Origin of the sequence: Rhizobium skierniewicense Ch11 (assembly GCF_023757665.1) — a bacterium.
Classification (GTDB): Bacteria; Pseudomonadota; Alphaproteobacteria; order Rhizobiales; family Rhizobiaceae; genus Agrobacterium; species Agrobacterium skierniewicense.
Map to the genome: position 1 here is coordinate 14,609 of NZ_RXPG01000031.1, position 25,688 is coordinate 40,296.

Consider the following 25,688-nt stretch of genomic DNA (forward strand, 5'->3'; position numbering starts at 1 on the left):
CGTCGTGCGCGGGAGGAGAATGTCACAATGGGGAGGACAATATGCTGGATTCCCATCAGCATTTCTGGATGACGAGCCGTACCGATTACGGCTGGCTGACGCCAGAGTTGGGCTCGATCTACCGGGATTTTATGCCCGATGACCTACGGCGCGAGATGCAGCGAGCAGGCATCAAGCGTACTATTCTGGTTCAAGCGGCAGAGACCGAAGCGGAAACCGATTTTTTGCTCGACATTGCCGCGAAAACGGATTTCGTCGCAGGCGTGGTCGGCTGGCTGGACCTCGATTCCGATGGGTTCGAAAGCAGGCTCGCGCACTATCGTGCCAATCCCCTCTTCGTCGGTGTCAGGCCCATGTTGCAAGGCCTTCGCGACGACGATTTCATCCTGCGACCACGGGTACTGAAAAGCCTGAAGGCCATCGAGGCAGTGGGCGTGCCGTTTGATATCCTCACGTTCACACGCCATCTTCCGCACGTGGCGCAAGCCCTTCAGCATGTACCGAAGCTGAAAGCCGTCGTCGATCACATCTCCAAGCCAGAAATCGCCGCTGGTCAGTTCGAACCCTGGGCAAGCCACCTGCGCGATATTGCTGCCTATCCGAACGTGTCCTGTAAAATCTCAGGAATGGTAACCGAGGCGTCGCCCGATTGGCGACTGGAGGACTTCCGGCGCTACGTTGACCATGTCGCATCGGTTTTCGGTGCGGACCGGCTGATGTTCGGCAGCGACTGGCCCGTCTGCCTGCTGGCCGCCAGCTATGGCGAGGTCTGCAATCTCGCCAGAACGCTCCTGTCCGCGCATTTCGACACCCATCAACTCGCTCGGATTTTCGAGACGAATGCCGCTGACTATTACGGCGTCTGAAACAGCCATGCCGTCACCCATGAACGGAATAGAGACATGACGCTACAACGACATCTGATGACCGCCGCCAAGATAACGGGAGGAGCAAGCCGTTGAGCGATGACGTTGGTGAGAGAAACAACGCAGATACGCCGGTGCTGGCAATGCGCGATATCGAGAAATCCTTCGGCCCGGTCAAGGTTCTCAAGGGTGTGGATTTCGAGATCCGTGCCGGTGAAGTGCATGCGCTGATGGGCGAAAACGGTGCGGGCAAATCCACTATGATCCGTATTCTATCGGGTACGCACCAACCGGATAACGGCGAGGTTCTGCTTGAGGGGAATGCAGCCCGCTTCGCACATCCGCGCAGCGCCCAAAGTGCCGGTATCGCGGTGGTTCATCAGGAATTGCTGCTGTTTCCCGACATGACGGTTGCTGAAAATATCTTTCTCGGTCACGCGCCCCGGACATCCATCGGAACCATAGATCGCGGGACCATGCGTGAGGAAGCGCGAAAGCTTCTGGTGCGGCTCAATTGCCCTGATCTGGATGTGGACGGCATGGTGGGTCAACTCTCCGTTGCCAATCGCCAGCGCGTCGAAATTGCCCGGGCGCTGTCCAGAAATGCGCGGGTTCTGACCATGGATGAGCCGACAGCCGCGCTTGCCGAGGCCGATGTGGTCCGACTGCTGGATGTCGTGCGCATGCTACGCCGCGATGGCGTCGGCATCGTTTATGTCAGCCATCGGATGAACGAGATTTTCCAGATCTCGGACCGCGTTACCGTTCTTCGTGACGGAAAGACCATCTCGACCAAACCGATTGCCGACGTAACGGAGGCAAGCCTAGTCTCGATGATGGTTGGACGGGAGATCACCCATCTCTTTCCCAAACAGGATGTGGAGATGGGCGCGACAGTTCTTGAGATCGCCAATCTCTCTTGCACCGGTCGCATCGAAAACGTTAGTTTCAGCGTCAGGGCGGGCGAAATTTTCGGGATTGCCGGGCTTGTCGGTTCCGGGCGCACGGAACTTGCAGAAACGATCTTCGGCGTCACGCCTTCGTCTTCCGGTACCATCCGCCTCAATGGCGAGCCGGTCAAGATATCCAGAATCCGTGATGCCATCGACCTCGGCATTGCCTATGTGCCGGAAGATCGCGGCCAGCACGGCCTCGTGCGGCAGCAAAGCATTCGCGACAATGTCGTCATGCCCATTCTCAACAGGATTGCCAAGGGATGGATGGTTGATCGCAGCCGTGAACTGAAACTGGCTCAGACCGCAATCGAGCGTTTTGCGGTTCGTGCCAGAGGGCCGATGCAGATCGTCGGAGAACTCTCCGGCGGCAATCAGCAGAAGGTCGTGATCGCGAAGTGGCTGGCAACCAAGCCCAGGGTTCTGATCCTGGACGAACCCACGCGCGGTGTCGACGTCGGTGCGAAATCCGAGATTCACAAATTGATGGTCGAACTCGCAAGGGAAGGTATCGCCATCGTGATGATCTCCAGCGAGTTGCCAGAGGTCCTGGGCATGAGTGATCGTGTGCTGGTGATGAACAGCGGCAAGGTCGCCGCTATCATCGACCGTGAACACGCGACGGCGGAAACCGTCGGCTCAGCCATGATGCAAGGACGGGCAGCATGATGAAGACGCGCTTTCAAAAGATCATCGGTCAGGAGATCGCACTCGCCGCTGTCATCGTCCTGCTGTTTATCGTCGTCACCGCGATCAATCCGCGATTTCTGTCTGCCAACAATCTATCCACCATCTTCGTTGGAAACGCGTATGTCGCAGTGGCAGCGATCGGCATGTCACTGGTCATCATTTCAGGGCACATCGATGTTTCCATCGGCGCCTTGATCGGCGTGCTCGCCACCATATCCGGTCTTCTTGTGACCAACGGATATCCCGTCTGGTTCGCTTGGATAGCCCCAATCCTTGCGGGTTGCTTCATCAACGCCTGTCTTGGTGCACTCATCGCCTATGTGCGCATTCCCTCGATCATTGCCACGCTTGCAATGCTCTCCATTCTCCGGGGGCTGCTGATCACGGTGACGGGCGGGGCCTGGATTTCCGGACTGCCGCCGGCCTATCAGCTGGCCCAGTTCCGTCTCCTGGGACTGCCTGTGCCCATCATCGCGATGGTCGCACTCACCACGGCGATGGCCTTTATCATGGCGCGCACCCCGTTTGGCAGGACCGTCTATGCCGTGGGGGGCAACAGCGAAGCCGCAGATGCTGTCGGAATTTCGCACCAGCGCACAACGGTGACGGTCTTTGCCATTCATGGATTGTTTGCGGGTGTGGCCGCGATCATGTTTGCCACGCAATTGCAGGTCATCCAATCGACGGTGCCGAACGGGCTCGAACTGCTGATCATATCGGCTGCGGTGGTCGGTGGTGTCTCCATTCTCGGAGGCATCGGCACTGTGACGGGGTCAACCCTCGCTGCTATCCTGTTTGCCGCCATCGGTTCCGCGCTGATCTTCGTCAATGTCTCCGCTTACTGGCTTCGTGCGGTTCAAGGCACCCTCATTCTCGCGACGGTCCTCGCGGATGTCGCCAGACGTAACCGGGCAGGGTGAGGACTAGATCGATGAATTACAAAATCCTTTTTCGGCACGAAACGTTGCTGTTTTTGATCCTTCTGTGTGTCGGCGCCGTGCTGGCCCAGCAGAACGACCGGTTTCTCACAAGTGCCAATCTGTTGAACCAGACGCGGTTGATGACCGAACTTGGTCTGATCGCCGTGGCCATGACGTTCGTTATCATCACCGGCGGCATTGATCTGTCGGTTGGCTCCATTTTCGGTCTGTCCGCCATTCTGGTGGGGGAACTGTGGAAAATGGGCGTGCCGTTGCCACTTGCGGCAGTCCTTGCCATTGCGGCGGGAACCCTGGGCGGCATTGCCAACGGCATCATCATCACGCGATTTCGCGTACCGCCGCTGATCGCAACCCTCGCAACGCTTGCTCTCTACCGCGGCCTCGCCGAAGGGATAAGTCAGGCGCAATCCGTGCGCGGTTATCCCGCGTGGTTTCTCAGCCTGGGGCAAGGCGACTTTCTCGGCATACCGGTACAATTATGGTTGCTGGCGGTAGTCGTCATCATCGCCATCGTCATTCTGCGGGCGACCCCGATTGGTCGCGCCGTCTATGCCATCGGCAACAACGAAGCCGCCGCCCGTTACTCGGGCATTGAGGTCGACCGGATCAAGCTGTGGATCTATGCCGCGTCCGGTTTTCTGGCCAGCACCGCCGCCGTCGTCTTCGTTGCCCGCGTGTCGACCACACGTTCTGACATGGGAACGGGGCTGGAACTCGACGCCATCACGGCAGTCGTTCTGGGGGGGACCTCGATCTTCGGTGGTCGTGGCACCATCATCGGCACGCTGCTGGGACTGATGCTCATACAAGTCCTGAAAAACGGGTTGTCGCTCTCTGGCGTAAAGGGCGATGGAACGGTCATCGTCATCGGCGTGGTTCTCATCGTCGCCGTCGTCATATCCAATCTGGTCAACCGCTTCTCGCGTGACTGACCATCCATCAACACGCACCCGAAAAGGGCGTGCAACGTGAACATAAAGAGGAGGAATTTTTATGCGATCCATTATCACGACCTTACAAGCGGGCGCCTTTTGCCTGGCAAGTCTAGCGCCGATGGCGCTGCATGCGCAGGAGGCGACATGGACGGGTGGCGACGGCGCCCCGACAAATCCGCTGGCCTGCGATTCAGCAGCACCAGCCGTTGATCCCGGCGCTTATAACGGCGCAAGCCCGACAAATGCTGTAGACCGCAAGGGCAAGCAGATAAAGATTGTCGATGTACCGAAGCTCGTCGGCATTGGCTACTTCATGTCCAGTGCAGCAGGTGCACAACTTGCCGCCAAGGAAATCGGCAGTATGCAGGTTACGACAGATGGGCCGACCAAGGCCAACATCGATGAGCAGATTACGTCCATCGACAACTATGTCACCAGCGGCATCGATGGAATCATGTTATCGGCAAACGATCCAGTCGCTGTGGCCCCAGTGTTGAAAAAGGCGCTCGAAAGCGGCATCAACGTCGTCACCTATGATGCCGACGCCGAGCCCGATGCCCGTCAGTGGTTCATAAATCCAGCCACGGCCAATGGTGTTGCCAAGACGCTCATCGACCAGCTTGCCGAGCAGATTGGCCAGGATGGTCACTTCGCCATTGTAACCTCAACCTTCACAACGCCCAACCAGGCGCGCTGGATCAGCGAGATGGCGGCATACTCAGCCAAGTGCTATCCGAAAATGAAGTTCCTGGAAACGGTAGAGGCGCAAGAGGACAACATCCTGTCCTTCAATCAGGCGCAGACCCTGATCAACAAATACGGCGATGAGCTTAATGGTATTGTCGGCATGACAAGTGTTGCGACACCGGCGGCATCGGAAGCCGTACAGCAGAGCAATCTCTGTGGTAAAGTGTCCGTCGTAGGTCTTGCCTTGCCCAACGCCATGAAGCCCTACGTCAATAGCGGCTGCGTAAAGTCCGCCGTGCTGTGGAGCACCGAGGATATGGGTTATGCAGCCGCAACCGCATTGCGGGCCCTTGCCGACGGTACGCTCAAGCCCGGGGACAAGACCTTCAAGGCCGGAAAACTCGGTGATCTCCAGATCATCAACAAGAGCCAAATCCTCCTTGGCGCACCGAAGGTCTTTACCAAGGACAACATCGGGACATTTAACTTCTAACTAAACATAGTTGAGGTCGGTGCGGCAATGGCCGGGCCGACTAACTCCCGATCTCAGGCCAATCAAATTTGGGATGTGTTGCACTACATCAGGCCCACTCTCCTGATTGTTCGTCTGCATCAGAGGTGGCTCGGTTTGTCTGAACAGTTTCGGGCGTTTCGTTAAGTGGATTTCTGCCTCGATTATGCCGCCACCATCATCGGTGTCAGCGCGTTGAAGTAGGCCTTTTCCGGTGTCTGCCGGTCAAGGGATGAATGTGGGCGTCGAGTATTGTAAAAGGTCAGATAGCGGCCGATGCGCGACGCGCGCCTCGGACACTGTTTTGTAGGCGTGGAGGTAGACTTCCTCGTATTTGATCGAACGCCAGAGCCGCTCGACGAAGACATTGTCTCTCCATGCGCCCCTGCCATCCATCGAGATGGCGATTTCCGCCTTCTTCAGCACCGCCGTGAAGTCCATCGAGGTGAACTGCGAACCTTGGTCGGTATTGAATATGTCGGGTTTACTATGCCGGGCCAGCGCTTCCTCGACTGCTACGATGCAGAAGGCTGCTTCCATCGTGATCGACAGCCGCCACGACAGAACCCGCCGACTGAACCAGTCCACGACGGCGCAGAGCCTTACGGCAATTGCAAGCAATTGCCGTAAGGCTAGGGTATAGACAAAGCCGCGAGCCATCGGAACATACGTTTATCCATTGCCCAGACCTGATTGGGACGGGTGACCGCCAGCTTGCGCAGGAGGTAGGGATAGATTTTGTGACCGGGTGCTGGTTTGGATGTGTTCGGGCGACGGTATATGACCTCGATGCCCATCTTCTTCATCAGCGTGGCGACATGCAACCGCCCAGCTTCCAGCCCATCTCCTCTCAAGAGCCCTTGCAACATCCGACTTCCGGCAAAGGGGTAGTCGAGATGTAACTCGTCAATCCGGCGCATCAGGGCAAGATCACCGTCAGGCACTGGACGAGGCAGATAATAGACTGTGCCACGGCTGAAGCCGAGAAGCTTCGCCTGGCGCACGACGGATAGCTTCTGCTCGCGGTCGATCATTTCTTTCCGCCCGGCAATCCCGCCTTGCCGAGCGCACCGGATGGCGGCAAGTGCCACCTTCGCCTTGAAAGCCGGGCTGTGGTTCCGGCTCGGTCGTCTCGTCACGGTATCTCCTGTTCCTGGCATCTAAGCCGACGTCAGGTAGAAATTCAATTTATCCCCCTGTGCACATTTCCCGAGCCAGCTCTCTTATGTCGTTTCGCTAAGGGCCATTTGTTATGCCCTTGCGGGCAGCGGTCTCACAAACTAAAATTATCCCTGATGTAGGCTGAGATGCGAACGCAGGAAGGCCATAGCGGCGGTCTGGTTTTCCTTCGAAAACGAATGACCGCCCGGAACCACGGCGTTATCTGGGCGCTTCCCGAATGCCCTTCCTGCGTCTTCGAGCCTGCAAAAGAAATCCCGGGCGCTCACGGCCGGGAAATGACGATCCTCGGAGCCTGACCGCATGAAAAGCGGGCGATCTGCCGCAAGTGCTGCCATGTCTGGATAGTCGGCAATCGCTGCGAGATGCGGATGGAGTGTATAGAAAGCCGACTGGCCTTTGAGAAGTGTCATGCCCGGCGCAAGCATTCCGGACCGTGTTCCGGCCCACGAAACTGCCGCACATGCCCGGACCCGCTGTTCGAGCGCCGCCAATTGCCAAGCGCGAAACCCGCCGAAGGAATGCCCGAGCGTGCCGATGCGCGCGGGGTCGATCTCCGGCTGCCAAGACAGCCAATCGAATGCGGCGAGATCGTCAGCCGCCACAAGTCCTGCAAGGCTCCAGCCCGCCTGCATGGCTTGAGCTGCCAGCGCCTGCTGTTCTGCATATCCGTCGGCTAGGCGCGAACCCCAGCCGATAGCATCACAAACCAGTATCGCATAACCTTGTTTGACCAGATCGTTCGCCAGGAACTGGCGATCGTAGTGTTTCGCGACGTGCGCCTCTCCAGCCTCGCCCGAGATCATTTTCCGCCAGCCGATGTCGAACACGCCACCGTGGTCATGCATTAGGAGGATCGCGGGGTGAGGACCCTGGGCGTCCGGTAGCATCAGCATAGCCTCGCCGATATCGCCGCTGGCATACTGAAACAGCAGATGCCGGCTGTTCCCGCGATTGTCCAGCATCTGGAAACCGCTAATGCCCGATGGTGGCAGACCGGCCTGCCAGATTGACCGCAATTCGGCCTGCCATTCTGAAACCGGCTCGCGAAAAGCGAGCGGATAGCGATGTGTTGCGATCCGCTCTGCCAGGAAAGGGCGAAGCTCCTCAGATGGCGCTGTCATATCTCAGCGATGCGTCTATAAGCTGGCGGGCGTAGGGGTGGGTCGCCTTGTTACCATCGAGCACGTCCCTGTCCAGGATTTCCACAATATCGCCGGCCTGCATGACCGCAAACCGGTCGCACATGTAATCGACAACTGCCAAGTCATGGCTGACCATGATATATGTGAAACCCTTTCGGGCGCGAAGGTCGGACAGAAGATTGAGGATTTCGGCCTGGACGGAAACGTCAAGTGCCGAGGTCGGTTCATCCAGAAAAAGCACGGACGGCTCGAGGATCAGTGCACGGGCAATCGCCACGCGCTGGCGCTGGCCGCCGGAAAGCTGGTGCGGATAACGATCGAGGAAATCGAGCGGCAGGCCGACCTCGGTGATCGCCTGTTCCATGCGTTCACTGTGATGATCCATTTTGTGGATCCGCAGAGGTTCGGAAAGGACGGTTCGGACGGACTGACGGGGATGGAGTGAACCGTAGGGGTCCTGGAACACCATCTGTACGGTGCGACAACGTTCTATCAGTGGCATGTCGCGCACCGATTGATTGCCCACCCAAATCTCGCCTTCCCACTGCTTAAACAGCAGTGACATGCAGCGAAGGATGGTGGACTTGCCGGAGCCGCTCTCGCCGACCAGGCCGAAACATTCGCCCGGCTCGACGTTGAACGACACGTTGGGCAGGATGGTAACGGCTTTCGGGCCTTCGCCCAGCGAGATCGTCAGGTTCTTGACGTCGACCGATTTCATGCCTGCACCTCCAGCGGTTCTCTCCACTCAGGCCGGCGATCCAGCACTTTGAGGGGCTCCCGACCTCCGCCGATGCGCGGCTGCGCTGCAAGAAGACCCTGTGTGTAAGGATGCTGCGCGTTATGGAGCTCGGAAGCCTTCAGGCTTTCGACCACCTGCCCGGCATACATGATCAGCACACGGTCGCAGAAGTTGCGGACCAGATTGAGGTCGTGGCTGATCATGATCAGGCCGATACCACGTTCGCTGACCAACCGGTCGAGGATGCCGAGCACCTGCAGGCGGACAGTGACGTCGAGCGCCGATGTCGGCTCGTCGGCGATCACCACGTCCGGGTCTGTCAGAAGCATCATGGCAATCATGATGCGCTGGCCCATGCCCCCGGAAACTTCGTGCGGATAGAGATCGTAGACGCGGTCGGGGTCGCGGATCTGTACCGCTTCGAGCATGGCGATCGTTTTATCGCGTGCTTCCGACTTCTTGCATTTGAAGTGCGTCAGATAGGCCTCCGAAATCTGGTCTCCGACACGGCGGATCGGATTAAGGGAAAATTTCGGGTCCTGCAGGATCATCGACATCCGACGACCGCGAACCTTCAGCATCTCCTTTTCAGAGATGTTGTGCAGGTCGAGTTCTTCGAAACGGATGCTTTCCGCGGTGATCCGCGCAGTCGGTAGCAGTTTCAGCAGGGCGCGGCCAATCGTCGACTTGCCTGAGCCGCTTTCGCCGACGATGCCGAGTTTTTCACGGCTGAGCGTGAAGGAGACATTGCGGACGGCATCCATATAACCGCCATCGCTGCGATAGCTGACGCAAAGCTTCTTGACGTCGAGAATAGGTTCACCGGTCATGAATTATCTCCGGTTCATCTGTTTGGGATCGAGCGCGTCGCGCAGTCCATCACCAAGAAGGTTGAAAGCGAGGCCCACAAGGAGAATAGCCAGGCCGGGAAAGGTAACGAGCCACCAGCTGTCGATCATGTAACGACGGCCCATGGCAATCATCGCGCCCCATTCAGGAACCGGCGGCTGTGCGCCAAGACCCAGGAAGCCGAGACCGGCAGCGGTCAAAATGACAGTCGCCATGTTCAGCGTCAGGCGGATCAGCACCGAAGGCAGGCACATCGGCACAATCGACTTTAAGATGATACGCGAAGTTGAAGCACCCTGCAGACGGGCGGCAGCAACATAGTCCGCACTGCGGAATGTCAGCGTTTCGGCGCGGGCCAGACGCGCGATCGGCGGCCAGGAGGTTAACGCGATCGCGATGATAGCGTTGTTGAGGCTTGGACCAAGAGCTGCAACGAAAGCCAGAGAGAGGATAAGGCTTGGAAAGGACAGGAATATATCGGTGATCCGCATCATGATCGTATCGTATTTTCCACCAAGATAGCCGGCGGTCGTACCGACGAAAATTCCGATTGGACCAACGACGATCGAGACGAGGAAAATGATCGTCAGGGTAATGCGCGTTCCGTAAACAAGACGGCTGAAAATATCTCGACCGAGTTCGTCGGTGCCGAACAGATGGGCTCCTCCGGGTGCGGCCAGCGTATTATTGAGATCTTGCGCGTAAGGTCCGACTGTGGCGATCCAAGGCGCGAAGATTGCGACGACGATCAGAACTGAGATCACCAGCAATCCAAAAGCGGAGGTCGGGCTTTTCAGCAGGAAGCGAAGGATGTTGCCGAGCGCCAGCAGTGGGCCGGGTACGGAGTATTTTGCAGCTTGCGTGGTCATCAGCGCGTCCTCGGATCAAAGATGCGATAGAGCAGGTCAGAAATCAGATTGAGGGTGATGAATATCACACCGACGATCAGCACACATGTCATGACCGCATTCATATCGCCAATCAGCATGTTGTTGGTGAGATACTGTCCGAAGCCGGGCCATGAGAACACGGTCTCGATCAGAACCGCCCCTTCGAGCAGGGATCCATAGGCCAAAGCGACAATAGTGACGAGCTGGACGCGAATGTTCAGAAACGCATGGCGCCAGATCGTCTGGCGGCTTGAAAGGCCTTTGACGCGGGCGGTGGTGATGTATTCCTGGTTGATCTGGTCGAGCATAAAACTGCGCGTCATGCGGGTTATATAGGCCGAGGACGAATAGCCGAGGATGCTTGCCGGCAGGATCAGATGGTTGAGCGCCGAGCGGAAGACTTCCCAGTCTCCGGCCAGTGCGCTGTCTATCAGCAGGAAGCCAGTGCGCTCGTCGACCATGCCGATATAATAGTCGGACATGCGACCGCTGCCGCCGACCCAGCCGAGCGCAGCGTAAAACACCAGAAGGCCGATCATCCCGGTCCAGAAGATTGGCATGGAATGGCCCATCAGGCTGAAGACCCGCACGACATGGTCCGGCCAGCGATCCTTGTTGACAGCTGCGAGGACGCCGAGGGTGACGCCAAGCGTTGCGCCGATCAGGATCGCCAATGTAGCAAGCTCGATCGTCGCCGGTAAAACGTGGAGGATATCGTTGATAACTGGCTGACCCGTACGAATGGACACGCCAAAATTACCAGACAGTACGTCGCGCAGATAGAAGAAAAACTGCTCCCACAGCGGACGGTCGAGACCAAGCTGACGATAGACCATCTCATAAGTTTCACGCGTCGCGTCTTCGCCAACGATGGCGCGCACCGGGTCGCTCGGCATCATGCGACCAATCACAAAGGTAAGGACCAGCAAACCGAACAGCGTGACCGCCACGGTGAAAAGCTGTGACAACAGCGGACCCAAGTGAAAACGGTATCGGATATTCTTGGCAGGTGTTGCTGCGGAGGTTGGGCTCCAGCTGGCAATTTCAGAATCTTTTGACATTCACTCCTCCCGCACGATGGGCGCTAGACACTCTCATCATACATATTTATTTTATTTGTCATATGTCATCGCGGATTGTCAATCAAATACAAGGTTTGCGAGCGGGTAGGAAATGATCAATTCGAGTGGCGTCTCGCCAATCTGGCGGATGCCGACCGTATCGCCGCTGTAAAGATAGGCCATCATTCCAGCCCCGAGAAAACTCGTCTGGTCGTTGGAATGAACCTCGCCCTCGCCTGAGACGACATAATAGACTTCGTCATGATCGATCGGGTGCGTGCCGATGGCCGAACCGGAATGAAGGATGCGTTTCCTGAATTCCATCGTCCGGTTCGGGATATCGGCCGTCATCCGGAATGCCGTCGACATTCCAATCTTGCCATGCGGCGTCGCTTCCTCACGACGCATGTCTTCCTCCGCGACGATTATCATGAAACCTCCACCGACAGATGAACTCTCCCGATGTCCATCTGGCTTGTTGCAGTCTGTTTATGCGGGGTTCTTGACGAGGTTGTTGTCGATGAAATCGAAGTTGATATCCTCGCCAATGCCCGGACGGTTGGGCACGTGAACATAACCGTTCTCGTCCATCGGATCGGACAGTGAATTCAGGTAGTCGAAGCCATCGTCGTATTCGAGGAACGGGTGCAGCAGGCCGCGCTCGTACCAACGGCAATTCTTGGCGGATGCGACGACATGCAGGTTCATCGCGGTGTTGCCATGGACTTCGCAATCCATGCCGAAGGATTCTGCAAGACGCATCGTCTTCAGTGCCGGGGTGATACCGCCGACGTCGTTGACGCCGGTGCGCAGGATATCGACTGCACCGGAAGTGATCCATTCGGCGCGATGCCAGTGCTTGCCGCCAGCACTTTCAGGCCCAAGTACTGGAATATCGAGATTGTCGGCGAGCCACTTGTAGGACGCCATCGACTGCTCGTCCATGCTCTCCTCGATCCAGTCGAAGCCAAGCTTTTCCAGCCCCCGGCCGAGTTCCAGGGAATCAACGCGGCTATACCAGTGGAAAGCATCGATCATCAGATGGATATCCGGGCCGACCGCTTCGCGAACGGCGGCGCAGGCCTTCAGATCCATCTTGACATTCGGCGCCCAGCTGACGGGCGGCATCCAGGTGTGAAGCTTAATTCCCTTGTAGCCGCGCTTGACGAGTTTTTCGGCAAAACGTGCGTAGTCTTCAGGCGTCGCCAGACCACCTGCGAGTTCGTCTCCGCACATGATCGAACCATAGGTCAGAACCTTGTCGCGATAGGCGCCGATCAGCTTGTGGACTGGCTGGTTGAGTGTGCGACCTGCCAGATCCCAGAGGGCGACATCGACTGCCGCAAGCGTACGATCGGTCAGTTGCGCGGCAGAACCACGCTGCCAGTGGGCCAGATCCTGCCAGAGGCGTTCGCGGTCGCGGTGGTCCTGACCGATGAGCACCTTCTTGACGAACTTCTCGATCAGGTGCGGGCGAACAATTTCCGGCGCAGTGAAGCTGTAGCCCTCGTGTCCGTCCTCGGTACGGATGACGAGCATAGCCTGCTGCACCTGATGTGGGGCACCTGGATGTGCATGGCCCGCGCTGTCGGAATGACGGCGCGTCGTGGTCAGGAAGGTTTTGACCGAGACGTCGGTAATGATCATGATATCGTCTTTCTTACATTCAAACTGCTGGGAAGCCGAACAGCTGCTGCGGGTTTTCAACGAGCGCCAGATGACGGGCTTTCTCATCGCGGAACCAGCCAAGTACGGTATCCGTCAACGCTGCATCGTCGGGATATTCTTCCGTCGTTTTGGCGAGATTGTGCGGCCAGTTTGTGCCCCAGATGATGCGTTCAGGCGCGTAGTCAGCGATCTCACGGGCAACCTCTGCGATGTCTTCGTAACCCGGGCCTCCCGTCTTCGAGGATTCGTAACCGCCGGCGAACTTGAACCAGACATTGCCTTTGTCGATCAGTTTTTTTAACGCGTCGATATGTGCAGCCGTAACACCGTCGAAGAACTTGCCGTGGTGATCAAAGACCCAGTTGGAGCCGATCTTCTCAAGGTGCGGCAAGTGGGTGAGAAGATCGCTGCCGTTAAACTGCACGGCCATCATCCAGCCAACGGACTGAGCCCGCTCGTCCACGCCTTCAAGAGCGGAAAGGCCGAGCGCGCCGCCCAGAAGGTCCATGATGCGAGCGCCGACAACGCCAGCATCCGACAGTTGCTTGAGCTCCGCATCGGTCGCATCCGGCTTGATGACTGCGACGCCACGAGCAAGGTCGCCCATCTCTTTGAGGCAGGCAACCAGATTGCTATTGTCGGCCTGATGCGCATTGCCCTGCGTAATGACAACGCGCTCGATGCCAATCCATTGCATGAATTCTCGATACTGTGCCGCATCGGGTAAAGCGCCGCCCGGCAGCGGTGGCCCTCCTTCGCGGGCTTCAAAGCCCGGTAGATACATGTGCATCTGGCTATCGACTGCGCCGCGCGGCAGCTTGATTTTAGGGGCTGGGCCGGATTGCTTGCGAATGATTGTCATGCTTCTTTCATCCTGAATTCTTGAACAATAACAACGCGCTGCCGCAGGTCCCGGAGCGCGCTATACGGCAGCGCCTGGATGCCTTCGATTTCCAGCGGGTCTTGGTCGATCAGCCAATTCTCGCTGGTCTGGACGATAGCAGCGTTGGCATGAGCCGGACCGAGGCTATTGTCATCAGGCGGCCTGCTTGCGGCGGTAAGGCTGAATCAGAGCTTCCATCATACCTTCTTCCTCACGTGTCAGGTCTGCCAGCGGGCTGCGAACCTTGCCGGCGTTGAAGCCCTGCAGGCGAACGCCAGCCTTCACGGCCGAGACCGCATAACCCTTGTTGCGATTACGGATGGCCATGAACGGGTAGAAGAAGTCGATCAGGATCCGTTCGCAAGTGGCGCGCTCGCCGGCACGAAGTGCCTTGTAGAAATCGACGGCAAGGCCTGGCACAAAGTTGAAAACTGCCGAGGAATACGTTGTGAAGCCTGCGCCGAGATAGGCTTCGGCAAACAGTTCCGCAGTCGGCATGCCGCCGAGGTACATCAGTCGGTCGCCCATCTTGGCCGTGATCTGACGAACCAGGCCGATATCGCCGGTGCCATCCTTGAAGCCGATCAGGTTCGGGCATTCATCGCACAGGCGAGCGAGTGTATCAGCATTCAGGACCGAGTTGTCGCGGTTGTACACCATCACGCCAACGCCAACGGAATGACATACCCGCTTTATGTGCTCGAAGAGACCTTCCTGTGGTGCGTCGATCAAATAATGCGGCAGCATCAGGATACCGTCCGCGCCAGCCTTTTCAGCCGCCTTGGCAATCTCGATGGCCATATCCGTGCCATAGCCGCAGCCTGAAACAATGGCGGTGTCGCCGGCAGCTTCCTTGGCGGATGAAACGATGGTCGGGATTTCAGAAGGGGAAAGCGAGAAGAACTCGCCAGTGCCGCCTGCTGCGAAAAGGACGGGTGCGTCGAAGCCGGACAGCCACTCTACGTGAGCCTTGTAGCTCTCGGGCGCAAAACGGCCTTCTGCATCGAAATGCGTGACGGGGAAGGAGAGAAGGCCCGAGCCGAGCCGCTGCTTTATTTCTGAAGGATTCATGTTGCTGACCTCATCGGAGACGTTCCGAACGGTATAGGCGACTTAACATATGTCTGTCAACAAGTTGTATTATATGTATGGTTACGAGCGGCGAAATAATTTTCCGGACTGACATCCTGTCCGGTTCGCAAGGCAGCGCGCGGCTTGACGCCGCTGCCGATCATTGACAAGAATGCCCCGGCTCAATCTGTTAGCGGAGGATATTACCCACGCACATTGCAAGATTGCCAGCCTTGCAGACGTTTTTTGTCGGCTTGCGCTGTCACTGGGTCTTTTCTCTGTTTCTCCGGCGTAAACAAGGCGCGGGCGCGTTATATGTGAAGTAGCGGCTTCAAAGCATGCTGATTGACTGCAAACGACCAACATGTATGATATGTTGGAAAACCGACATAGCAATCAGAGGAGCTTTTCAGCGTGAAACGACTACTGATAACCGGCGCGGCAGGTGGACTTGGCCGGGTCATGCGGGAGCGACTTGCCTCGCACGCAGAAATCCTGCGGTTGTCCGATATCTCCGACATGGGGATACCCCGAGCCAATGAAGAGATCGTCCAATGCGATCTGGCTGATGCGGCGGCGGTCGACCAACTCGTAGAGGGATGCGACGCAATCCTTCATCTCGGCGGGGTATCGGTCGAAGCCTCGTTCAACAAGATCCTGAATGCCAATATCATTGGGATCTACAATCTCTATGAAGCGGCTCGGGCACACGGCCAGCCTCGCATCCTGTTTGCAAGCTCCAACCATACGATCGGATTCTATCGACAGGATGAATATATCGATGTCGATGCCCCGATCCGTCCTGATGGTTTGTATGGTGCATCAAAATGTTTTGGTGAAGCAATCGCGAAGCTCTATTTCGACAAGTTCGGACAGGAAACTGCTATCGTGCGTATTGGCTCGTGCTTTGAAGAGCCGCGCAATCACCGAATGCTTTCGAGCTGGATGTCATATGATGACTTTACGTCGCTGATCGAGTGCGTGTACCGGGCGCCCATGCTCGGATGCCCGACAATCTGGGGCGTGTCGAACAATGACTCTTCTTGGTGGGACAATAGCAAGGCCCGTTTTCTTGGCTGGAAACCCAAGGACAATGCCGAAAGATATCGCATCGAACTCGAAAAGACGGTAACGCGCCCCGAAGCCTGCTCCCCGCTCGCGGTCTATATGGGTGGCCCGTTCACACAAGATCCCATCTACAAGGACAATTGATATGAGTTTCATACCCCATGGCCGTCATCTGATCGCCGGCGAATGGGTCGAGGGGCCGTCACGTTTCGCCTCTTCGCCCGCATCCGGTCCAGTCCATCAGTTCGCAACCGGTACGCCCGAGCTTGTCGCTCTTGCAGCCGACGCGGCGGAGGAGGCTTTCTGGTCCTACGGCTATTCCACCCGCGAAGAGCGGGCGACATTCCTTGAGGCGATTGCCAACGAGATCGAAGCGCGTGGCGCCGAGATCACTGGAATCGGTACGCAGGAAACAGGTTTGCCTGCTGGTCGCCTCGAAGGTGAACGCGGCCGCACGACCGGGCAACTGCGCCTGTTCGCCGCACATATCCGTGAGGGCGCCTATCTCGACAAGCGCGTCGATGCGGCGCTTCCGGAGCGCAAGCCTGCCGCACGTCCGGAAATCCGCCTGCTCCAGCGCCCGATCGGCCCCGTTGCTGTGTTCGGAGCGTCGAACTTCCCGCTGGCATTTTCCACCGCGGGCGGCGATACGGCTGCAGCGCTTGCAGCCGGTTGCCCGGTAATCGTCAAGGGACACTCCGCTCATCCGGGAACCGGCGAGATCATTGCAGAAGCAATTCATGCAGCCATCGAAAAGACCGGTGTGCACAGGGGTGTGTTCAGCCTCATCCAGGGAGGCGACCGCAAGGTGGGCGAGGCACTGGTCACTCATCCGTTGATCAAGGCTGTCGGCTTTACCGGTTCTCTCGCGGGGGGCCGGGCGCTGTTTAACCTGTGCGCCCAGCGCGACGAGCCAATCCCATTCTTCGGAGAGCTTGGCTCGGTGAACCCGATGTTCGTTCTACCGGAAGCGGTCAAGGCACGTGGCCAGTCGCTCGGCGAGGGCTGGGCCGGATCGCTGACAATGGGTGCCGGACAATTCTGCACCAATCCCGGCATCGCGGTGGTTATCGACGGTTCGGAAGCCGATGCTTTCGTAGAGAGCACGCGGGCTGCACTGGAAAAGGTCGCTCCGCAGACCATGCTGACCGATGGTATCGCCAAGGCCTATCGCGACGGGAAGGACCGCTTCGACGTCCGCAATTCTACCAAGTCCGTTCTGTCGACCGCAAGCGCGGAGCGACAGGCATCACCTAACCTCTACGAGACCACCGGCGAGGAATTCCTTTCCGACCATACGATCGGCGAGGAGGTTTTCGGACCTCTAGGCGTTGTGGTTCGCGTGGGTTCCGTCGATGACATGGTGCGTTTGGCCAAGGGCCTCGAGGGCCAGCTTACTACGACGATCCACATGGACGCTGGCGACACCGAAGACGCTCGCCGTCTTCTTCCGGTTCTGGAGCGCAAGTCCGGCCGCGTGCTTGCAAACGGCTTTCCGACAGGTGTCGAGGTCGTCGATTCCATGGTGCATGGCGGGCCTTACCCAGCCTCGACCAACTTTGGCGCAACCAGCGTCGGGACCATGTCGATCCGTCGCTTCCTGCGCCCGGTCAGCTACCAGAACATTCCGATGGATCTGCTGCCAGCCGATCTCGTCTGAAAAACAGATAAGGGCCGGACGAAAGTCCGGCCCTTATCTGGCTTGGGAGGTATAAAAAAGGCGGGCTTGCAGGCCCGCCTTTTCTCTTGATGCTACCTGTCTTTGGTCACGGTCTCGAAGCGTGAGATCCACGGATTGACGATCAGACCCTTGACGTCGGCGCGGTAGGCCGCAGTATCGACGACTTCGGAGAACGGCTGGATCGCCGGGATCATCTTCTCGTAATAGACCTGAATATCCTCATAGTCCTTGATCTGCTTTTCCCTGTCCTTTTCAAGCAGGGCATCAACGATCAGGGTGTTGAGCTTTTCATCGTAGAAGCTCGTGCGCCAGGCTTGATAATTCGAAAGTGCAGCCTTGTCGGAATTGTCCGGATTATAGGCGAGGGCCCGCAGGTTGCTGTCCGGGTGCAGGTGCTGCCCGCCGCCGCCGCGACCAACCAGCAATTCGAACTTGCGATCGCGCATTGCGCCGTAGATCTGGTCGCCAGAGCCGGTGATGACTTCCGCCTTAATGCCGGCCTGTCCCAGTGTCGCCTGGATCGCGGTCGCAACCGTGATGAACGGTGGCTCTGACAGGGCGCGCAGGCTCACGGTCATACCATCCTTGAAGCCAGCTTCTTCTAGCAATTTTTTGGCCCGCTGAACGTCCAGTTTATAGCCCGGATCCGGTAGCAATCCCCTGACGCCGGTGCTGAGCGGGCGCTGGTGCGATACGCCATAGTACGGCATGACTGACTTGTTGATGCCCTCGTAGTCAATCAGGTAACGCAGAGCTTCACGCACCTTGGCGTTGGCCAAACGCTCGTCCTTCATTGAGACCGCCAGATAGTAGAAGCCTGCGCCGGGCGTGGATTCGACTTTTATGTCCTTGGTTGTCTCAAGCGCCTTCAGGTCGGCTGCAAGCAGTGCATAGGCGACGTCGATGTCACCACGCTCCAGTTGAAGACGCTGGGACTGCGATTCCGGCAGGTGACGGATCATCACCCGGCGCATTGCCGGAGCAGTGCCCCAGTATTCGCTGTTGCGATCGAGCAGGACATATTCGTTGGAACGCCATTCACGGAGATTGTAGGCGCCGGAACCAGCCGAATTGGTTTTTAGCCATGCTGCACCCCAATCACCAGCGGTCTCATTGGCCTTGACGAGCGCGCTATCGACAATCGAGCCGGGACCAGCCTGCGAGATCGTCATCAATACGAAATTTGGATCGTCAGCCTTTGGAAGGTTCATCTTGAAGGTTAGTTCATCGACGACTTCGAAAGATGCATTGGCATTGTCGGCATTGAAGCCACGGGTCTTCAGGAAAGAGGCCTGCGCGAGGTTCAACGTCATCAGGCGCTTGAACGAATACGCGACATCTTCTGCCGTAAACGTGTTGCCGGATGCGAACTTGACGCCAGATCGCAGCTTGAAGGTGATCGACTTGCCGTCCGGTGAAATTTCCCAGCTTTCGGCAAGGCGCGGCAGGAATTTCGTTCGATCTGCCGGGTCTGCGACAATCAGGCTATCGTAGACGCTGGAAAGCACCAGCACCGCATCACGGCCTGTGATGCCAGCCGGATCGAGCGACAGAATGTTTGCCATCGACATGGCAACGACGAGCTGGTTGGGGGGCGTCTCGGCGCTTGCCGGCAGGGACTGCATGCCCACTATACCAACGCCGAGAGCGACGGCTGCGACCGTCGATAGCAACTTGTTCATGAAACCTCCAAGATATACGCCCGGCCTCCACCAGCCAGCGATTGGATCAAACTGACCACATATGATATCCATTGTCAATTGTAGGATGAGTTAGATATCGAGCAGTGTTCGAACCGGCGTGGCAAGAGCAATTCCCAGCTTGCAACTGTCCTCTGCATCGAGATGTACGCCGTCTTCGGCGGAGGCCTCGGCGACAGTTCCGGCATCGAAGAACCCCGTAGCCATTTCTTTGGCCAGTGCAGCATAGAGGGGGGAGAACTTCCTCGATTCCTCGATTGAGCGATTCTGGGCCGGAGGACGGCCGTCACCGGTAAGCCGGCAGGGCGGAGGCGCGACGATCAGGATCTTTGGTACCTGCGTGCCGCTCTTCCATGGGTAAAGCTGGACAAGCTGGACAAGGCGGCGCATTCCGCCCTGTGCCCCGTTGGCGAAGCCGCAAAGTTGCGGTTTTAGGTCGTTGGTTCCAAGCATGATGATAACGAGATCAAGGGGATAATGACTTGCGAGCAGCATCGGCAGCGCCTTGACGGCATTGCGCTCGTTTGGCGCGGCGTAGTCGTCGAAACACGTGGTACGGCCACCCAGCCCCTCCGGGATGACCTGCGCTGCACTCTTCAGTTCCCTTTCTAGGGACGTCGACCAGCGTTGCTCGAACGGGTGCCGTTCACCGGTCGAAGGATCAGCCCCCCAGGTCAAACTGTCGCCAAATGCCAGGATCTGTTTCAATGCCATCTACCTCATGTTTAGATGAGGCATGAAGATCACAAAAAAACATGTCAGACAAGTAAGGGCGATCTGGTGATGCCGAAGTCACTCCAATTTGCGGTCGCGGGGTGATCTGCAGGTCCAACTCGACGATAGCAGCGCTTCGGTCGACCCGTTTGTCGAAACGATGAGTTCTCGAATTTCCGGTTACTTCAGTGACGCAGCGAAATTATATCGCATGTCGGCGATCAAAGCGTGTCGAATGTAATCGCACTCATATCCTGATAAGTATCTGAGTGCTGGTACAATCGAGCCAACCTTTACGATACCAGACTGTCCGAGCAAGCTTGACGGCACTGTAACGTTAACTGGCCCTCGATTTACGTGAGAGATTTTCCGGCATGACCCAAGCCGTTCGTAATCCCCTTTATCGCCGCCACAGGTTTCCGGCTGAAGTGATTGCTCATGCCGTCTGGCTGTATTTCGAGTTTCCGCTCAGCTTTCGAATGGTTGAAGATCTACTGGCGGCGCGTGGGATCACCGTCTCGCATCAGACCGTACGCTTTTGGGCCGAGAAATTTGGTCGGCACTTTGCAAATGACATCCGGCGCCGCGCCGCCGGGCGGCTCGGCGATAAGTGGCACCTCGATGAGGTCGTCGTCTCCATCGGCGGAGAAAAACACTGGCTCTGGCGGGCCGTCGATCAGGATGGCTTCGTTCTCGACGTGCTGGTGCAGAGCCGCCGCAATACCAAGGCCGCAAAACGTCTGATGCGAAAGCTTCTGAAAGGACAGGGGCACGCGCCGAGAGTCATGATTACCGACAAGCTGCGATCCTACGGCGCTGCAAAGCGCGACATCATGCCTGGTGTTGAACATCGACCCCACAAAGGCCTGAATAACCGGGCGGAAAATTCTCATCAACCGACACGACGGCGAGAGCGGATCATGAAAGGCTTCAAGTCAGCCCGGCATCTTCAGCGTTTCGTCTCAATTCATGATCCTGTCACCGTTCTCTTCCACGTTCCACGCCACGATATCCCGTCCGACCACCACCGCGAACTGAGAACCGCCGCCATGCTGTTGTCGAATGAAATCGCATGCCTGCAGGCCGCATAAGCAAAAGCGGAGGACAAAACTCTTGACCGCTGCTCGTTAAGTTTCCAGTGCCATGTTGGTTTCCACGCGGAACTGAGCCGACGGCTTGAAGATGCTAACGTCGCCTTCGAGCCGAGCACGGTAGATGATCCTAATTAATCCCGAGCGCCTTCATCTTCGACGCGAGCGTTGTCGGCTTCATGTCCAACAACTTGGCGGCCCCTTCTTTTCCTGAAACCTTCCCGCCGCAGCGCTGCAGGGCATTGCGGATGTTCTCCCTGTCGCGTTGGCGCATCTCGGCTTCGGTCAGGATTGCTGAGCCGGGATCGGACGGGCGTGGCTGCGATTTTCTCGGTGCCGGAGCGTCCGGAAGGTCGAAATCCATTCGGCCATGTCGCGACAGGATCGCGGCGCGTTCGATGACGTTTTGCAGTTCGCGGACATTTCCCGGCCAGGCATATCGCTGCAGCGTCTGAATATTGGCGTTCGAAAGGGTCAGTTCGCGCCGATGCGCGATGCTCTGGCGCCCTACAAAATGCTGAGCGATCAGTGGGATGTCTTCAGGTCGATCCCGCAAGGGCACGGATTCGATCGGGAAAACTGCCAGACGGAAATAGAGGTCTTCGCGAAACTCGCGATCCTGCACGGCTCGCTTTAGGTCGAGGTTGGTTGCGGCAATGATGCGGACGTCGACCTTGCGGGTCCGCTCTTCGCCGACCCGTTCGAACTGGCCCTCCTGCAGGATACGCAGCAGTTTACCCTGCAACTCGGAGGGGATTTCGCCGACTTCGTCGAGAAACAACGTGCCGCCGTCTGCCAGTTCGAAGCGGCCGATGCGATCGCGCAACGCGCCGGTGAAAGCGCCCCTGACATGGCCGAAGAACTCGCTTTCGAACAGCTCGCGGGGAATGGCGGCGCAGTTGACGCGAATCAGCGGCCGGTCCTTGCGGCTGCTCGCCTCATGGATGGCACGCGCGATGAGTTCTTTTCCCGTTCCGGATTCGCCCGTGATCAGAACCGTGGCATCGGTCGGTGCTACCAGGGCAACCTGGCGCAGCGTCGCCTGGATAGCCTCCGAGCGACCAACGATCCCGGCTGTATTGGTCTCAATACGGATTTCTTCCTGCAGATAGGCGTTTTCCAGTTCCAGCCGTTGTCGCAACTGATCGACCTCCGTGAGCGCCAGATGCAGCTTCTTGTCGGCCTCCTTGCGCTCGCTGACATCCCGGAAGACGATAACTGCGCCGACAATGACGTTGCGATCGCGGATCGGCGTCGAGGTATATTCAACCCAGACCGGGGTCCCGTCCTTGCGCCAGAACACCTCATCGTTGACGCGATGCACGGCGCCGTCGCTGAATGCCGCGTAGATCGGGCACTGGTCGTGCGGATAATGACTGCCGTCAGGTCTGGTATGGTGGATGATGGTGTGGATGTCGCGACCGGAAAGTTCCTCGGCCGTCCAGCCGAGCAGGCGTTCCGCCACCGGATTGACGAACGTGGTCTTGCCCTCGGCATTGACACCGTAGATGCCTTCGCCGGCGGCCCGAAGGATCAGCCGGTTCTCCCGCTCGATATCCCTGAACACCCGCTCGGCCCTTTGCCACTCGGTCAGACCTCCCCCCATGAAATCCTCAGCGGCATCGTCTATGGTACGGCGCTGTCGCTCTCCGAGATCCTCGATGATCAGCAGGATCAGGCGTCTGTCAGTGCTCTTGCCGATCAGCGATCCGATACATTCCACATGCAGCTCGCGACCAAGAGCGTGACGCGGGAGAAGCCGTGTCGTTCGATAGGTGCCCTTTGCGAGAACGGCCTGGGTAAAGACGATCAGTGTCGGCAGCTGCTCGGCGTGAAGATCGCTCACCTTCGTCTCGAGAAGGAGAGCACGATCGTAGCCCAGCAGACGACAGGCAGCGGCATTGGCGTCGACGATCGCATCCTGATCGGCATCGATGACGATCTGCGCCTGTGGCGACTGGTCGAACAAAAGCTGGCGCAAGCTGAACATACGAAATCTCGTGACTCGGAATAACGAGATTTCGTTTAACACGAGAATTCGTCAGGTGGAAACATTCGTGAGACGCGAGCTTCTCTGCGTTTTGCCAGGTTCGGCACGATCTGGCACGCAGCTTGCAGAGCTCCTCTTCAAAAGGGGAGCAGCACAATGTTCGACAATCCATTTGATGCCAAAACCGTATTGAAGTCGCATGGCTGCAGTTGCGGCCGTCACAGTAACGAGGCCGAACATGCGTCCGCCATTCGAGCGACTGAGGTCGTCGACGGCAGCGAGAAGATGTATGAGAATGTCGTGGCGTCAGCGGTACTGCGCGCCATGTTTCCGAGCGACGTGTCACGTCGTGCGTTCCTAAAAGCGGTCGGCGGTGCCACGGCGGTGGCGGCGTTATCGCAGGTGTTTCCGCTTGCGACAGCGACCGAGGCATTTGCGCAGTCGGGCCCGCTCGAGAAAACCAATCTTAAGGTCGGCTTCATCCCCATCACCTGTGCGACGCCGATCATCATGGCGCAACCGATGGGCTTTTATTCGAAGCAGGGCCTTGATGTCGAAGTGATCAAGACCGCAGGATGGGCGGTCATTCGCGACAAGACGATGAACAAGGAATATGACGCGGCCCATATGCTGTCGCCCATGCCGCTGGCGATCACCATGGGCATCGGCTCGAACCCGCAGGCCTATGCCGCTCCCGCGATCGAGAATATCAACGGTCAGGCAATAACGCTCGCCATGAAGCACAAGGACCGGCGCGATCCGAAGGACTGGAAAGGCTTCAAGCTCGCCGTCCCGTTCGACTATTCCATGCACAATTACCTGCTTCGCTACTATCTGGCAGAGCACGGGATAGACCCCGATGCGGACGTGCAGATCCGCGCCGTGCCGCCGCCGGAAATGGTGGCGAACTTGAGAGCCGAAAATATCGACGGTTTCCTCGGTCCTGATCCGATGAACCAGCGGGCGGTCTATGACGGGGTCGGGTTCATCCACCTGCTGACCAAGGAAATCTGGGACGGGCACCCCTGCTGCGCATTCGCGGCGTCGAGCGAATTCATCATGCAGATGCCGAATACCTATGCGGCGCTGCTGCGGTCGATCATTTCGGCGACCGCCTATGCGCATGATCCGAACAATCGCAAAGAAATCGCCACCGCAATCGCGCCGGCAAACTATCTCAATCAGCCGGAAGTCGTGCTGGAGCAGATCCTCACCGGCACCTATGCGGATGGGCTCGGCAAGGTCATCAAGCAGCCTGGCCGGATCGATTTCGATCCCTTCCCCTGGCAGTCATTTGCCGTCTGGATCATGACCCAGATGAAGCGCTGGGGGCAGGTCAAGGGCGATATCGATTATGCTGGTATCGCAAACAAGGTGTTTCTGGCAACCGACACGGCAAAGCTGATGGCCGAGGTTGGTATGGTCCCTCCGAAGGAGACCACGAAGACATTCGTCGTGATGGGCAAGACTTTCGATCCCGCCACGCCGCAAGCCTATATCGACAGCTTCCCGATCCGGAAACTCAACTGATGCAGTCCTCTCTGACAGTAAGGGCAGGACTGCTCTCGGTTCTCATTCTGGGGGCATTTCTGGCGCTGTGGCAATTCTCTGTCATGGGGGTTGGCCAGACCACGGCGATGGATCCGGAATATGCGCGGTTGATGGGGCTGACGGCGACGACCGGAAAATCGGCCTTGCCGGGACCGATGGATGTCGGGCGGGCGCTGTGGGGACACCTCAGCGATCCGTTCTACGACAACGGCCCCAATGACAAAGGGCTCGGCATCCAGCTCGCCTATTCCATCGGACGAGTGCTGATCGGTTACAGTCTGGCGATCATTGTAGCGATACCGCTGGGGTTCCTCATCGGTATGTCGCCGCTCATCAGCCGGGCTGTTGATCCTTTCATCCAGATCCTTAAGCCGATCTCGCCCTTGGCGTGGATGCCGCTGGCGCTCTACACGATCAAGGATTCGGCGCTGTCTGCGATCTTCGTGATCTTTATCTGCGCGATCTGGCCGATGTTGATCAACACCGCATTTGGTGTGGCAGCGGTGCGCAAGGAATGGATCAACGTCGCCCGGACGCTCGAGGTCGGCACGCTGCGGCGCGCTTTCACGATCATATTGCCAGCGGCAGCACCGACCATTCTGACGGGCATGCGCATCTCCATCGGCATCGCCTGGCTGGTGATTGTCGCGGCGGAGATGCTCGTGGGCGGAACCGGCATCGGCTACTTCGTCTGGAACGAGTGGAACAACCTTTCCATCACCAATGTCATCATCGCCATTCTGGTCATCGGTGTCGTTGGCATGGTCTTCGACATGGTGCTCGCGCGGCTGACGCGGCTCGTGACATTTCCGGAGTGAAGAC

General features: G+C 57.8%; 22 protein-coding genes and 1 pseudogene. 10 read left to right on the top strand and 13 right to left on the bottom strand.

The annotated features are described in order from the left end of the window. The first annotated feature begins 41 nt into the window (after window positions 1–41). The 5 genes from EKM04_RS22700 (at window position 42) to EKM04_RS22720 (ending at window position 5,565) form a co-directional block, all read left to right on the top strand. The gene (locus tag EKM04_RS22700) at window positions 42–866 is read left to right on the top strand and encodes an amidohydrolase family protein (RefSeq protein ID WP_183897813.1); all 825 of its coding nucleotides are present in this window, start codon (window positions 42–44) and stop codon (window positions 864–866) included. A gap of 143 nt (window positions 867–1,009) precedes the next feature. Then, window positions 1,010–2,488 (top strand): sugar ABC transporter ATP-binding protein, encoded by a 1,479-nt coding sequence (locus tag EKM04_RS22705; protein ID WP_183897827.1) that lies wholly within the window; start codon window positions 1,010–1,012, stop codon window positions 2,486–2,488. Continuing rightward, window positions 2,485–3,429: an ABC transporter permease gene (locus EKM04_RS22710; protein WP_412762998.1), complete on the top strand. Its 945-nt coding sequence runs from the start codon at window positions 2,485–2,487 to the stop codon at window positions 3,427–3,429. The genes EKM04_RS22705 and EKM04_RS22710 overlap by 4 nt, the downstream gene beginning before the upstream one ends. 11 nt (window positions 3,430–3,440) lie before the next feature. Next, window positions 3,441–4,382 carry an ABC transporter permease gene (locus tag EKM04_RS22715; protein ID WP_183897812.1) on the top strand — a complete coding sequence of 314 codons (942 nt, stop codon included), beginning with the start codon at window positions 3,441–3,443 and terminating at the stop codon, window positions 4,380–4,382. 61 nt (window positions 4,383–4,443) lie between these two features. Continuing rightward, on the top strand, window positions 4,444–5,565 hold the full coding sequence (locus tag EKM04_RS22720) for a substrate-binding domain-containing protein (protein ID WP_327786373.1): 1,122 nt from the start codon (window positions 4,444–4,446) through the stop codon (window positions 5,563–5,565). A 182-nt stretch (window positions 5,566–5,747) separates the two neighbouring features. Here EKM04_RS22720 and EKM04_RS22725 read toward each other — a convergent pair. The 10 genes and pseudogenes from EKM04_RS22725 to kdgD all read right to left on the bottom strand — a co-directional run bounded on the left by EKM04_RS22725 (window position 5,748) and on the right by kdgD (window position 15,071). Beyond that, window positions 5,748–6,743 (bottom strand): annotated as a pseudogene (locus tag EKM04_RS22725) (IS3 family transposase). A 126-nt stretch (window positions 6,744–6,869) separates the two neighbouring features. Then, window positions 6,870–7,886 carry a dienelactone hydrolase family protein gene (locus tag EKM04_RS22730; protein ID WP_183897811.1) on the bottom strand — a complete coding sequence of 339 codons (1,017 nt, stop codon included), beginning with the start codon at window positions 7,884–7,886 and terminating at the stop codon, window positions 6,870–6,872. Next, the gene (locus EKM04_RS22735) at window positions 7,870–8,628 is read right to left on the bottom strand and encodes an ABC transporter ATP-binding protein (protein ID WP_183897810.1); all 759 of its coding nucleotides are present in this window, start codon (window positions 8,626–8,628) and stop codon (window positions 7,870–7,872) included. Before EKM04_RS22735 ends, EKM04_RS22730 begins: the two co-directional genes overlap by 17 nt. Continuing rightward, window positions 8,625–9,479 carry an ABC transporter ATP-binding protein gene (locus tag EKM04_RS22740; RefSeq protein ID WP_183897809.1) on the bottom strand — a complete coding sequence of 285 codons (855 nt, stop codon included), beginning with the start codon at window positions 9,477–9,479 and terminating at the stop codon, window positions 8,625–8,627. Before EKM04_RS22740 ends, EKM04_RS22735 begins: the two co-directional genes overlap by 4 nt. A gap of 3 nt (window positions 9,480–9,482) precedes the next feature. Beyond that, window positions 9,483–10,367, bottom strand: a complete 885-nt coding sequence (locus EKM04_RS22745; protein ID WP_183897808.1) for an ABC transporter permease — start codon at window positions 10,365–10,367, stop codon at window positions 9,483–9,485. Beyond that, the gene (locus tag EKM04_RS22750; RefSeq protein WP_234911056.1) at window positions 10,367–11,449 is read right to left on the bottom strand and encodes an ABC transporter permease; all 1,083 of its coding nucleotides are present in this window, start codon (window positions 11,447–11,449) and stop codon (window positions 10,367–10,369) included. Before EKM04_RS22750 ends, EKM04_RS22745 begins: the two co-directional genes overlap by 1 nt. Window positions 11,450–11,527: 78 nt before the next feature. After that, a complete protein-coding gene (locus EKM04_RS22755; RefSeq protein WP_183897807.1) occupies window positions 11,528–11,881 on the bottom strand; it encodes a cupin domain-containing protein in 354 nt (117 codons plus the stop codon). Window positions 11,882–11,938: 57 nt separating this feature from the next. After that, on the bottom strand, window positions 11,939–13,096 hold the full coding sequence (locus EKM04_RS22760; protein WP_183897806.1) for a mandelate racemase family protein: 1,158 nt from the start codon (window positions 13,094–13,096) through the stop codon (window positions 11,939–11,941). 19 nt (window positions 13,097–13,115) lie between these two features. Next, window positions 13,116–13,979, bottom strand: a complete 864-nt coding sequence (locus EKM04_RS22765; RefSeq protein WP_183897805.1) for an amidohydrolase family protein — start codon at window positions 13,977–13,979, stop codon at window positions 13,116–13,118. 174 nt (window positions 13,980–14,153) lie between these two features. Further along, window positions 14,154–15,071, bottom strand: a complete 918-nt coding sequence (kdgD, locus tag EKM04_RS22770; RefSeq protein ID WP_183897804.1) for a 5-dehydro-4-deoxyglucarate dehydratase — start codon at window positions 15,069–15,071, stop codon at window positions 14,154–14,156. A 414-nt stretch (window positions 15,072–15,485) separates the two neighbouring features. On the opposite strand from kdgD, the gene EKM04_RS22775 reads away from it, so the two are divergent. Then, the gene (locus EKM04_RS22775) at window positions 15,486–16,283 is read left to right on the top strand and encodes an NAD-dependent epimerase/dehydratase family protein (RefSeq protein WP_183897803.1); all 798 of its coding nucleotides are present in this window, start codon (window positions 15,486–15,488) and stop codon (window positions 16,281–16,283) included. Window position 16,284: 1 nt separating this feature from the next. After that, on the top strand, window positions 16,285–17,799 hold the full coding sequence (locus EKM04_RS22780; protein ID WP_183897802.1) for an aldehyde dehydrogenase (NADP(+)): 1,515 nt from the start codon (window positions 16,285–16,287) through the stop codon (window positions 17,797–17,799). 92 nt (window positions 17,800–17,891) lie between these two features. Here the strand turns inward: EKM04_RS22780 and EKM04_RS22785 are convergent, their stop codons facing one another. After that, window positions 17,892–19,502, bottom strand: coding sequence for an ABC transporter substrate-binding protein (locus tag EKM04_RS22785; protein ID WP_183897801.1), 1,611 nt, complete (start codon window positions 19,500–19,502; stop codon window positions 17,892–17,894). A gap of 90 nt (window positions 19,503–19,592) precedes the next feature. After that, window positions 19,593–20,228, bottom strand: a complete 636-nt coding sequence (locus tag EKM04_RS22790) for an SGNH/GDSL hydrolase family protein (RefSeq protein ID WP_183897824.1) — start codon at window positions 20,226–20,228, stop codon at window positions 19,593–19,595. A 380-nt stretch (window positions 20,229–20,608) separates the two neighbouring features. Here EKM04_RS22790 and EKM04_RS22795 point away from each other — a divergent pair, with 380 nt between their 5' ends. Further along, window positions 20,609–21,325: an IS6 family transposase gene (locus EKM04_RS22795; RefSeq protein WP_183897800.1), complete on the top strand. Its 717-nt coding sequence runs from the start codon at window positions 20,609–20,611 to the stop codon at window positions 21,323–21,325. Between the two features lie 130 nt (window positions 21,326–21,455). Here the strand turns inward: EKM04_RS22795 and EKM04_RS22800 are convergent, their stop codons facing one another. Next, window positions 21,456–23,315 (bottom strand): sigma 54-interacting transcriptional regulator, encoded by a 1,860-nt coding sequence (locus EKM04_RS22800; RefSeq protein WP_174154538.1) that lies wholly within the window; start codon window positions 23,313–23,315, stop codon window positions 21,456–21,458. A 156-nt stretch (window positions 23,316–23,471) separates the two neighbouring features. Here EKM04_RS22800 and EKM04_RS22805 point away from each other — a divergent pair, with 156 nt between their 5' ends. Beyond that, window positions 23,472–24,845 carry a CmpA/NrtA family ABC transporter substrate-binding protein gene (locus tag EKM04_RS22805; RefSeq protein WP_183897799.1) on the top strand — a complete coding sequence of 458 codons (1,374 nt, stop codon included), beginning with the start codon at window positions 23,472–23,474 and terminating at the stop codon, window positions 24,843–24,845. Further along, window positions 24,845–25,684 (top strand): nitrate ABC transporter permease, encoded by an 840-nt coding sequence (ntrB, locus tag EKM04_RS22810; RefSeq protein WP_183897798.1) that lies wholly within the window; start codon window positions 24,845–24,847, stop codon window positions 25,682–25,684. Before EKM04_RS22805 ends, ntrB begins: the two co-directional genes overlap by 1 nt. Window positions 25,685–25,688: the final 4 nt, after the last annotated feature.

Coding starts and splice junctions, on each gene's coding strand:
- EKM04_RS22720 (WP_327786373.1), top strand. CDS start 4,444: ATGCGATCCATTATCACGACCTTACAAGCGGGCGCCTTTTGCCTGGCA.
- EKM04_RS22740 (WP_183897809.1), bottom strand. CDS start 9,479: ATGACCGGTGAACCTATTCTCGACGTCAAGAAGCTTTGCGTCAGCTAT.
- EKM04_RS22745 (WP_183897808.1), bottom strand. CDS start 10,367: ATGACCACGCAAGCTGCAAAATACTCCGTACCCGGCCCACTGCTGGCG.
- EKM04_RS22780 (WP_183897802.1), top strand. CDS start 16,285: ATGAGTTTCATACCCCATGGCCGTCATCTGATCGCCGGCGAATGGGTC.
- EKM04_RS22760 (WP_183897806.1), bottom strand. CDS start 13,096: ATGATCATTACCGACGTCTCGGTCAAAACCTTCCTGACCACGACGCGC.
- EKM04_RS22705 (WP_183897827.1), top strand. CDS start 1,010: ATGCGCGATATCGAGAAATCCTTCGGCCCGGTCAAGGTTCTCAAGGGT.
- EKM04_RS22805 (WP_183897799.1), top strand. CDS start 23,472: ATGTTCGACAATCCATTTGATGCCAAAACCGTATTGAAGTCGCATGGC.
- kdgD (WP_183897804.1), bottom strand. CDS start 15,071: ATGAATCCTTCAGAAATAAAGCAGCGGCTCGGCTCGGGCCTTCTCTCC.
- ntrB (WP_183897798.1), top strand. CDS start 24,845: ATGCAGTCCTCTCTGACAGTAAGGGCAGGACTGCTCTCGGTTCTCATT.
- EKM04_RS22785 (WP_183897801.1), bottom strand. CDS start 19,502: ATGAACAAGTTGCTATCGACGGTCGCAGCCGTCGCTCTCGGCGTTGGT.
- EKM04_RS22765 (WP_183897805.1), bottom strand. CDS start 13,979: ATGACAATCATTCGCAAGCAATCCGGCCCAGCCCCTAAAATCAAGCTG.
- EKM04_RS22750 (WP_234911056.1), bottom strand. CDS start 11,449: ATGTCAAAAGATTCTGAAATTGCCAGCTGGAGCCCAACCTCCGCAGCA.
- EKM04_RS22735 (WP_183897810.1), bottom strand. CDS start 8,628: ATGAAATCGGTCGACGTCAAGAACCTGACGATCTCGCTGGGCGAAGGC.
- EKM04_RS22730 (WP_183897811.1), bottom strand. CDS start 7,886: ATGACAGCGCCATCTGAGGAGCTTCGCCCTTTCCTGGCAGAGCGGATC.
- EKM04_RS22700 (WP_183897813.1), top strand. CDS start 42: ATGCTGGATTCCCATCAGCATTTCTGGATGACGAGCCGTACCGATTAC.
- EKM04_RS22800 (WP_174154538.1), bottom strand. CDS start 23,315: ATGTTCAGCTTGCGCCAGCTTTTGTTCGACCAGTCGCCACAGGCGCAG.
- EKM04_RS22715 (WP_183897812.1), top strand. CDS start 3,441: ATGAATTACAAAATCCTTTTTCGGCACGAAACGTTGCTGTTTTTGATC.
- EKM04_RS22710 (WP_412762998.1), top strand. CDS start 2,485: ATGATGAAGACGCGCTTTCAAAAGATCATCGGTCAGGAGATCGCACTC.
- EKM04_RS22795 (WP_183897800.1), top strand. CDS start 20,609: ATGACCCAAGCCGTTCGTAATCCCCTTTATCGCCGCCACAGGTTTCCG.
- EKM04_RS22755 (WP_183897807.1), bottom strand. CDS start 11,881: ATGATAATCGTCGCGGAGGAAGACATGCGTCGTGAGGAAGCGACGCCG.